The sequence below is a fragment of the Nocardia sp. NPDC060220 genome, from assembly GCF_042727815.1.
In the GTDB taxonomy this organism is placed as follows: Bacteria; Actinomycetota; Actinomycetes; order Mycobacteriales; family Mycobacteriaceae; genus Nocardia.
In genome coordinates this window covers 1-9146 of sequence record NZ_JBHWZY010000210.1, presented here as the reverse complement: position 1 = coordinate 9146, position 9146 = coordinate 1, and the positions used below count along the sequence as shown (strand labels likewise).

Genomic DNA, 9146 nt, shown 5'->3' with positions numbered 1-9146 from the left:
GTCCTAGAATCCAGCGCGCTCGAGGTATTTCAAGGCAGCGTCTTTGTCCTTGAATCCTGACATCACCGTGTACAGCTTCGTCGCCGTGTTGAAGGTTTCCACGGTGGCCCCGCCGCCCGGGATCGTGTCATCGATGCGGAACTTCTTCTCGCCCTTGTCCATCAGCCATTCCGGGTGCTGGCTGCTCCACTGACGGAGCAGTTTGTCCGGGTTGGTGTCGATCCAGGCGATCGGGTAGCGGTCGATATCGACGGCTGTTCTGAGGAGGCCAACCGTCAAGCTGTTCTTGGCGGGCACCGTGAAGACCACTCGGACCGCGTACGGGTCGTTGCCGATCGGGGCCTTCTCGGTGATGTTGTTGACGGCGACGACTTCGCGCAGGGGCCCGGGCAACGCTTCGAGGACGATCTTGGCGTCGGCCGAAACAGGTTGCGGGGCCGCCTTGGTCGTCGTCGGTGCGGGCTTGGAGGTGCTCTTCGCAGCGGTGGGCGCCGCGGGCGCTTCCTGGACCGACGATGGGGGCGCTGCGACCGTTCCCGCTTCGTCGTCGCCTCCGCCGGCGAAAGCGACAGCGCCGACCACCAGCACACCGATGACGACAACAGCGCCGCCGACAAGCACAAGAGGCGATTTCCACCACGGGTTCTGCTGCGGCGGTTGGGGCCATCCCTGCTGCGGTGGTTGACCCCAACCCTGTTGCGGGTGGGGCTGACCGCCCGGCTGCGAATGCGAGCCGTACTGCGGCGGCTGCATCGGCGGATACGGCTGCTGACCGGCATACTGCTGCGGCGCACCCTGACCGGGTGCCCAACCCGGACCTTGCTGCCGCGGTGGATAAGTCATGGTTTCCCCTCCCGATTCACAGGCCGCGCGCGGTACACCGGCGACCCGCTGCGAGCGTACTTGCGCACGCCGTCGAACCCGAATCGAGGCAGTCCGCTACTACCCGCTGATCCGCACACCGCTGAGGATCGTGTCCAGATCTGAGCGGTAGCGGGGGACGTTGGTGATGGGGGTTTGGGTGGTTATTTGGATGGGGTAGAACTTGTCGCCCACCGGGTAGGCGAACTCCAGGTAGTCGTGGTGGGAGTTGGCGGTGGTTCCGGCGGTGAGGTGGGCGGGGGTGCCGCAGATCCGCACCTCTTCGGAACGTGTTCGGTGCCAGTCGGATTCGTGGGGGCGCAGGATCTGAAGGGTGTTGCTCGCGGCGTCGGCTGTCTTCGCGGGGCTGAAGGTGGTGACGGTGACCGTGGCCATGCCGAAGGGTGGGTCGGCGCCTTCGATGGTCTCGAAACGGTGGAGGACGAGACCACCACCTTCGACCGGCTGGGTCGACCAGCCCGGGAGTTGGGGGGCATGGATGGTGAAGCCGGCGGTGTTGGCCGTGGTAGCCGAAGGAACGTCCGTCGGGCACGAGGGCGTGCTAGAGGTCGACAGGTCGGCCGAGGTACATGCCAGCGTGCAGGACGCCAGGAGCGCAGCGAAGAGGATGCGGCTCATGGCCCGACGTGGACGCCTCCGACGACCTGCTCGCAGGCGGACATCACACCGGCCCAACCATTTTCGGCGTACTGGCAGCCGATGCTGACCTGGACTCCGCGTTCGACGAGGACCTGCCAGCGAACCGTTGACCCGTCGGCGGGACGCTCTTCGTAGGAGAGTCCGGGGCGGCCGGCGAAGACTACGTCTCGGCGCACCGGGGTGACGGTGCCTGCGGGCTTTTTGGCGATTTGGGCGCTGAGGTCGGCGGCGACCTCGTCGTAGCCTGCACCGGAGGTGACCGGCTTCTGGGTGATGGTGATGCGGTGGCGGGCCGCCTCGTCGGGGACGAGGTCGGCGCGGGCCTCGGTGGCCGTGGTGCGGTGCCAGCCCGCAGGGATCTCGATGACGACTCGGCCGACCGTCTCGGTGGTGGGTTTCGGCTTCGGCTTCGCCGATGTGGGCTGGGGTGCTTCGCTCGTCACTACGGGGGCCGAGGTGGTCGCGACGGCGGCCGTGGCCGGTTGGTCGCCGGATCCGAACAGGAAGAAGCCACCGATCGCTGCCGCGGCGACGACAGCGGCGAGAGCCGCGGCGCCGATGTAGAGCGGGCGGCGATCGACCGGGTTGGTCGCCGCGGCACGTTCACGCAGGGGCTGCATCCACTCGGCCGCGGGCGGGATGTTCGGCGTGTAGGCGGGGGTCTTCTGAGTAGGTCGCGCCAGGTCTGTTCCGGTGAGCGGGCTGACAGGAACGCCTGCGCCGCACGCACTTTCGACTGCGGCGGTGACCGAGGCCAGTACCGCCGGATCGGTGGCGCCGAACACCTGGACGACGTCGGCGGGGCGATCGGCGAGCAGGCGGCCGAGAAGTGCCGTGAGCCGGCCGAAGCCTTCCTCGTCGGCGAGTTCCGAGGCCGCCAGGTTCGGTTCGACCTCGACCGCCTCGACGTGGGTGCCGTACGTGTCGTAGGTGACCGACGAAGCCGAGGTCGACAGCATGCCGAACTCGATGATCGCGGTGCGGCGGCTACGACTGGCGGTGACATCGACGGCCGAGGCCCGCAGGGCACAGGCCTCGAACGCCACCTCGTGGGTGAATTGCTGTGCGGCGGTGCCGAACAGATCGAGTTCGGGTTGCCCCCACGAGGTGGGATGCACGACGACGATCTGCTCACACAGCGGCGTCACCCGCAGAGTGTCCATGATCGCCGCGAGCAGCGCGGACAGGGCTTGGCCCACCGTCGGCATCCGAGGTGGCAGCGCGAGTACACCGCCGGCGAGGTACTGCACCACCGACACCGCCTGGGTGGGCGGGGTCAGCGGCTCACCGACGACGAGATCGGAACCGTTGCTGCCCAAGACAACCGACGGCGCGACATCCCAGTGGGTGGTGGCGCCACGCGCCCACACTTTGGCTTCGCTGACAACGAGCTCGACGACGGTCATTCCGGTTGCGGCATCCAGGCGGTCTGGACCAGGCCCTCGGTGTTACGCGTGACGAAGGTGCCACGCCCGGCGGGCTTGGGGCCGGGACGCGTGGTACCGACCATGACGCCTTCGTCTTTGCTGCAGCTCATCACCAGCGCGGCCGAACCTAGGTCCTTCATCCGGGCCAGCGTCGCCTCGTACATGGCGCGGCTGGCTCCGCCGGAGCGGCGAGCGATGATCAGGTGGAACCCGAGGTCGCGAGCGTGCGGCAGATGCTCGACGAGCGCCGAGACCGGGTTGCCCGACGAGGTGGCCACCAGGTCGTAGTCGTCGACGAGCACATACAGCTCGGGACCGGTCCACCACGAACGCTCGCGCAACTGCTGTGGCGTCACCTCGGGACCGGGGGTTCGCTTGGCGACATACGCCGCGAGGTCGGCCATGTTCTGGGTGAATTGCGGTGCGGTGGAACCGTATCCGGCCTGGTAACCCTCGGGGATGATGCCCAGCATCGAGCGGCGGTAGTCGCCGACGATGAACCGTGCCTCATTCGGGGTGTTCGACGCGGCGATGCCCTCGATGATCGAGCGCAACAGCGTGGTCTTACCGGACTCGGAGTCGCCGATGATGATGAAGTGCGGGCTTTCCGCGAAATCGATGTAGACCGGAGCGAGCTCGGCCTCGTTGATACCGATCGGGATTCGCAGGCACTTGGTCGCCGGATCGACCCGCGAGGGCCAGTTGCCCGCCAGGTACAGCAGCTGTTCGCGGGGCAGCTGATCGGGCAGCATGCGGACCTGCGGCGCGGGACGGCCCGGTGTCATCCGGGCGATCGTCTCGACTGCGGACGACACCGCTTGGCCCAGATTGGACGGGTCGGCGGAGCCGTCGATCCGCGGCAGCGCGGTGAGCATGTGCAGGCACTCGGCGGTCATACCGCGGCCGGGGCGACCCTGCGGAACCAGCGACGCAAACTTGCGGCCGAGGTCGGAATCCATCGGATCGCCGAGGCGCAGCTCGATGCGGGTGCCGATCTGGTCCTTGAGCGCGGGGCGGGCTTCCGCCCAGCGGGCGAGCGCGATCACCACGTGCACGCCATACGAAAGACCCTGCACCGCAAGGTTCATGATGACCTGCTCGAGCGCGTCGAAGTCCTGGCGGATCGAGCCGTAGCCATCGATCACCAGGAACACGTCACCGAACGGATCCTCGTGCGCGCCCTGGGCAGCCGGGCTCGACGCCGGGTCCATCGAACGCAGACGACGGAACTCGACCATCGACTCGATGCCGAGCTGACGGAACTTCGCCTCACGGGTGCGAACGATCGTGGTCATCTCGGCGACGGTGCGCCGGACCTGATCCTCGTCGAGGCGGCTTGCCACCGAACCTACGTGCGGCAGACCCTGCAGGCTGGTCAACGTGCCACCACCGAAGTCGAGGCAGTAGAACTGCACCTGCTCGGCGGTGTGGGTCAACGCCATCGCCATGATCATCGAACGCAGGGCGGTCGACTTACCCGACTGGGGACCGCCGACGATCGCGACATTGCCTCGCGAACCGGACAGGTCGACCACGAACGGGTCGCGGCGCTGATCGTAGGGGCGGTCGACGATGCCCATGGGGGCACGCAGGGTGGCGATCGCGGCGAATTCGCCGGTGAGGATCGAGCGCGGCACGAGCTGATCCATGGTCGGCGCTTCCTCGAGCGGCGGCAACCAGATCTCGTGGGCAGGTCGGCCGTGGCCCGAGATGCGCGAGACCAGCATGTTCAGGTTCGACATCTGCTCGTTGTCGTCGCCGACCGGCTCCGGCTCGAACTCGGCCTCCACCGGCAGCGGAACCCGGTCCGCGGCACGGAAGCCGACGTGGGTCGCCGCGAAAGGCCGGGCGTTGACGTCGATCTCGCCGCCGACGATGCCGGCGCTGGTGACCTCGCGCGCCGATCCACCACCGACATACGGACCCGACACGTACGAGGCCTGGAAGCGCTGGATCTCACCCGAGTCGGACTTCAGGTAACCGCCACCGGGGGTGCTCGGCAGGTTGTAGGCGTCGGGGACGCCGAGGACCTGGCGGGACTCGTTGGCGGAGAAGGTCTTCAGGCCGATGCGGTAGGACAGGTGCGATTCCAGGCCCTTGAGCTTGCCCTCTTCCAGACGCTGCGAGGCGAGCAGGAGGTGGACCTGCAGCGAGCGGCCCAGGCGGCCGATCATCACGAACAGTTCGGCGAAGTCGGGGTGCTGGGTGAGCAGTTCGGAGAACTCGTCGAGCACGACGAACAGTGCGGGCAGCGGGTCGAGGTCGGCACCGGCGGCGCGGGCCTTCTCGTATTCGGAGACGTTGGCGAAGTTACCGGCCTGGCGCAGGACTTCCTGGCGGCGGTTCATCTCGCCCGCCAGCGCGTCCTTCATACGGTCGACGAGGTCGGCTTCGTCCTCGAGGTTGGTGATCACCGCGGCGACGTGTGGAACGCCGTCCAGGCCGAGGAACGTCGCACCACCCTTGAAGTCGACGAGGACCAGGTTGAGCTGGTCGGGCGAGTGGGTGGCGAGCAGGCTGAGCACCAGGGTGCGCAGGAATTCCGACTTACCGGAACCGGTCGCGCCGATGCACAGGCCGTGCGGGCCCATGCCGTTCTCGGCGGCTTCCTTGATGTCGAGCTCCACCGGTGCACCGTCGGCGCCGATGCCGAACGGCACGCGCAGACGCTCGCGGCCGTAGCGGGGACGCCAGGCGCTGGCCGGGTTGAAGTTGCCGATATCGCCCAGGTTCATCAGCTGCGACCAGGTGGAGATGGTCTCGGTCTCGTCGGTCTCGACATCGCTGCTGCGCTGGGTGGCCGCACGGTAGGGCGCGAGCCTGCGGGCCAGCTGCTGGGCCTGCTCGGCGCTGACCCGGTCGATGGTGGCGAAGCGTTCCTGGTTGCCGGTGGCGCCGCGGCCGAGGCACTCACCGTCTTCGACGACCATCTTGATGCCGCGCGAAACAGCAAGGCGCGGTGCGTAATTGCACAGGTCGATGATGGTGACGCCCTCGTACCCGGACTCGCGCAGCTGGTCGTCCTCGGCCTCGAGCAGGCCACCGTCGACGACGATCACCACGTGCACCATGTTCGGGTTGTTCGGCTGGTTACGTGAGTAGCGGACCCGGTTGCCGAGCAGCGGATGCAGGCCGCTCATCGCCTCGCGGATGGAGCCGTAGAACATGCGCTGGGTGCCGATGCCGTCCTGGGAATCGGGGTGCTGGGTGTGCGGGAGCCACTTGGTCCACTCCCACTCGCGGGCGGTGTCCGGGCCACAGACCACGGCGACGAGCACCTGGTCGGGCGCCTGGAACATGCACAGCTGCAACAACATCGCGCGTGTCATGTCGCGCGCCTGGGCGCGGTCGCCGTCGAGGGCGACGGTGCCGAAGCCCTTCACCGCGATGGCGGTGGGCAGATCGGGAACCGTGGAATGCGCGCGCACGAAACGGCGCAGCGACACCGCGGCGATGGGCTCCAGCTCTTCGACGGGGCCGGTTTCGGGGGCTACCAGCCTGGTCGCCAGGCGCTGGCCGCCGAGGCCGATGCGCGCGTGGCAGAAATCCTTGTCGCCGGAGCGGCGCTCCCACATCCGGCTGGTGCCCGAGAGCATCCAGATCAGGCCGGGCTCGGGGTGGCTCCACTCGACGGCGGCGCGCTGCTGCTTGGCGGTCTCGTCGACGTCTTTACGGACCTGATCGAGGTAGCGCAGATAGTCCTTGCGGTCCTCGTTGGCTTCGGCGGCCTTGGCGCCCTTGCCACCACCCTGTCCGAACATGGTGACCATCGACATGATCATCATCATCGGGAACATCATCGACATCGGGTTGGACAGCATGCCGCTGCCCTGGGTGAACATCAGCGCCATCATGCCGACCATGCCGACGACCATGACGACGGGCATCAGCTTCGCGAGCAGGTTGCCCGGGGTGATCCGCGGGATCTCCGGCGGCGGCTGCAGCGTAACCTCGCCGCCGGGTGTACGCGGCATCTCGCGCCGGGCACGGCGCTGGAACCTGACGGTGCTCATGGTCGAAGACTCCCCCTGCTTGACTACTCGCTCATCTGTCGTCGCGACGGGCTCAGTGTAGAGGTCGCGGCCGACATGTCGTATGGTTCGTCAGGCATTCTGCTGTCCGAACGGTGGGTTCCGCAAACTGTCGACCGTGTGAGCGGTCGAGCGGAAACACGAGGTAGAGACGGAACTGGGGGAGTTTTGACGCACGCGCGACTCGATCATGTGGAAGAGGACTCCGCGCGCGGCATCGTGCGCGCGCCGGACCTTGCACGAGTAACCATCCTGGCCAAGCACACGCAGGTAGACATGGCTATTCCGGTGGATGTGCCGGTCGCCCTCGTCATCCCCAGCGTGGTCGACATGGTCGCGCAGCACAGCCGCTCGAATGATTTCGACAACGACGGCGAACGCTACGAACCCGCCGAATGGGTGCTCGCCCGCATCGGCCACCCCCCGTTCTCGAACTCGCTGAGCCTCGGCGAACAAGGCGTACGCGACGGCGAACTGCTGATGCTGGAGAGCGCCTCGCACGCGGCGCCGACGCCCCTGTTCGACGACATCATGTACAACGTCGCGGTCGCCGACGCCGAGCACTACCGCAGCTGGACGCCGAAGACCGCCCGCGTCACCGGTTCGGTGCTCGCCGCGCTCACCATGCTGGTCGGCTGCTTCGGCCTGCTGGCCGCGCCGGATGCGTTGCCGTTCTGGGTTTCCGGGTCGCTCGCATTGTTCGTCGCGATCCTCTGCGTGGTGGCGGGCACGGTGCTGAGCCGCATGTACCGCGACGCCTCGGCCGCGCTCGTGCTCGCCGGCTGCGCGCTGCCGACCGCGTTCACCGGCGGCATGCTGCTGGTGCCCGATCACTACGGGGCGGCGCATCTGCTGCTCGGATTCGCGCTGCTCGGTTCCATCGCGGTACTCGCCTGGCGCGTCACCGGCATCGGCCTCGCGCTGTTCATCGGCGCGGCGACCGTCTCGGTGTTCGGCGTGCCCGCGGCCCTGGTGGGGCTGCTCGCCGATCAGCCGGTCAAGGCGATCGGCGCGGTCGTCGCCGCGCTCGGTCTGGCCGGACTCTCACTCGCGCCGCGTGTTTCGATGCTGCTGGCCAAATTGCCGTTGCCGCCGGTCCCCTCCCCCGGCACCCCGATCGATCCGACCGAGGACGATCCGGACGACCACCGCGCCCTGCCGACCCTCGACGCCCTGCGGGCGCGGTCGGAACGGGCCCGTAACTACCTCGCCGGCCTGGTCAGCGCGACCACGCTGGTCACCGTCGCCGGCGCGCTGCTGGCGACCGACGCGGGCTCCGAAGATCCCTACTGGCCCGGCATCTCGCTCGCGCTGGTGTGCGCGGTGGTACTGATGTTCCGCAGCCGCACCTACGCGGGCGCCGAGCAGGCCATCGTGCTGATCGCGGGTGGCTCGTCGATCGTGCTGATCATGCTGGTCGGCGTCGCGCTCGAAATGCGCCAGCCGCTGGTCGTTTTCGGTGCCGCGCTGGTGATTCTGATCTCGGCGCTGGTGATGGGCCTGATCGTGCCGAACCAGTCCGCGACGCCGCCGATGCGCCGGGCCGTCGAACTGCTCGAGTACGCGTTCGTCGCCGCGGTGCTGCCGCTGGTGTTCTGGGTCGCCGATCTCTACTCGCTGGTTCGCGGGCTGTGAGGCTCGGCTTTCGACTGACGGCCGTTGCTCTGGTCGTCGGTCTGAACGCCGGATTCGGTCTCTACGGCACAGCGCACGCGGACCGGCCGCCGGCCATCGATCCCGGACTGCTGCCCGCGGGAGATCCCGCTGCGCCGCCGGACAAGACCGAGCGCGGCAGCGGTACCAACGGACTGTGCTTTCGCACCCAGGCAAGTACCGCGACGGCGGTGATTCCTCCCAGCCAGCGTTCCCTCGATCTGGAGCGGGCGTGGGAATTCTCGCGTGGCGCAGGACAACTCGTCGCGGTGATCGACACCGGCGTGGAACCCCATCCCCGACTGCCCGATCTGTGGGCGGGCGGTGACTACGTGGCCGCGGGCGGCAACGGGACCGAGGACTGCGACGTGCACGGCACCGTTGTCGCCGGGATCATCGGCGCGACCAAGATCGACAACCAGGGTTTCTCCGGTGTCGCGCCCGAGGCCCGCATCCTCAGCATTCGCCAGACCAGCTCCCTCTATCAGTCCGAGGGCGCGGGCCGGAACAAGGG

6 protein-coding genes are annotated in these 9146 nt (G+C 68.0%); 2 read left to right on the top strand and 4 right to left on the bottom strand.

Going from position 1 to position 9146, the window contains the following annotated elements:
* Positions 1-3: 3 nt before the first annotated feature.
* The 4 genes from ACFWF3_RS13560 to eccCa all read right to left on the bottom strand — a co-directional run bounded on the left by ACFWF3_RS13560 (position 4) and on the right by eccCa (position 6961).
* Positions 4-843, bottom strand: coding sequence for a hypothetical protein (locus tag ACFWF3_RS13560; RefSeq protein WP_379313916.1), 840 nt, complete (start codon positions 841-843; stop codon positions 4-6).
* A 99-nt stretch (positions 844-942) separates the two neighbouring features.
* Positions 943-1500 (bottom strand): hypothetical protein, encoded by a 558-nt coding sequence (locus ACFWF3_RS13555; protein WP_379313915.1) that lies wholly within the window; start codon positions 1498-1500, stop codon positions 943-945.
* On the bottom strand, positions 1497-2927 hold the full coding sequence (locus ACFWF3_RS13550; RefSeq protein ID WP_379313914.1) for a type VII secretion-associated protein: 1431 nt from the start codon (positions 2925-2927) through the stop codon (positions 1497-1499). Before ACFWF3_RS13550 ends, ACFWF3_RS13555 begins: the two co-directional genes overlap by 4 nt.
* The gene (gene eccCa, locus ACFWF3_RS13545) at positions 2924-6961 is read right to left on the bottom strand and encodes a type VII secretion protein EccCa (protein WP_379313913.1); all 4038 of its coding nucleotides are present in this window, start codon (positions 6959-6961) and stop codon (positions 2924-2926) included. The genes ACFWF3_RS13550 and eccCa overlap by 4 nt, the downstream gene beginning before the upstream one ends.
* Positions 6962-7147: 186 nt before the next feature.
* Here eccCa and eccD point away from each other — a divergent pair, with 186 nt between their 5' ends.
* Both eccD and ACFWF3_RS13535 read left to right on the top strand, forming a co-directional pair.
* Positions 7148-8614 (top strand): type VII secretion integral membrane protein EccD, encoded by a 1467-nt coding sequence (gene eccD / locus ACFWF3_RS13540; protein ID WP_378993600.1) that lies wholly within the window; start codon positions 7148-7150, stop codon positions 8612-8614.
* The coding region (locus tag ACFWF3_RS13535; RefSeq protein WP_379313912.1) for a S8 family serine peptidase at positions 8611-9146 on the top strand (536 nt) is incomplete at its 3' end. The genes eccD and ACFWF3_RS13535, both read left to right, overlap by 4 nt.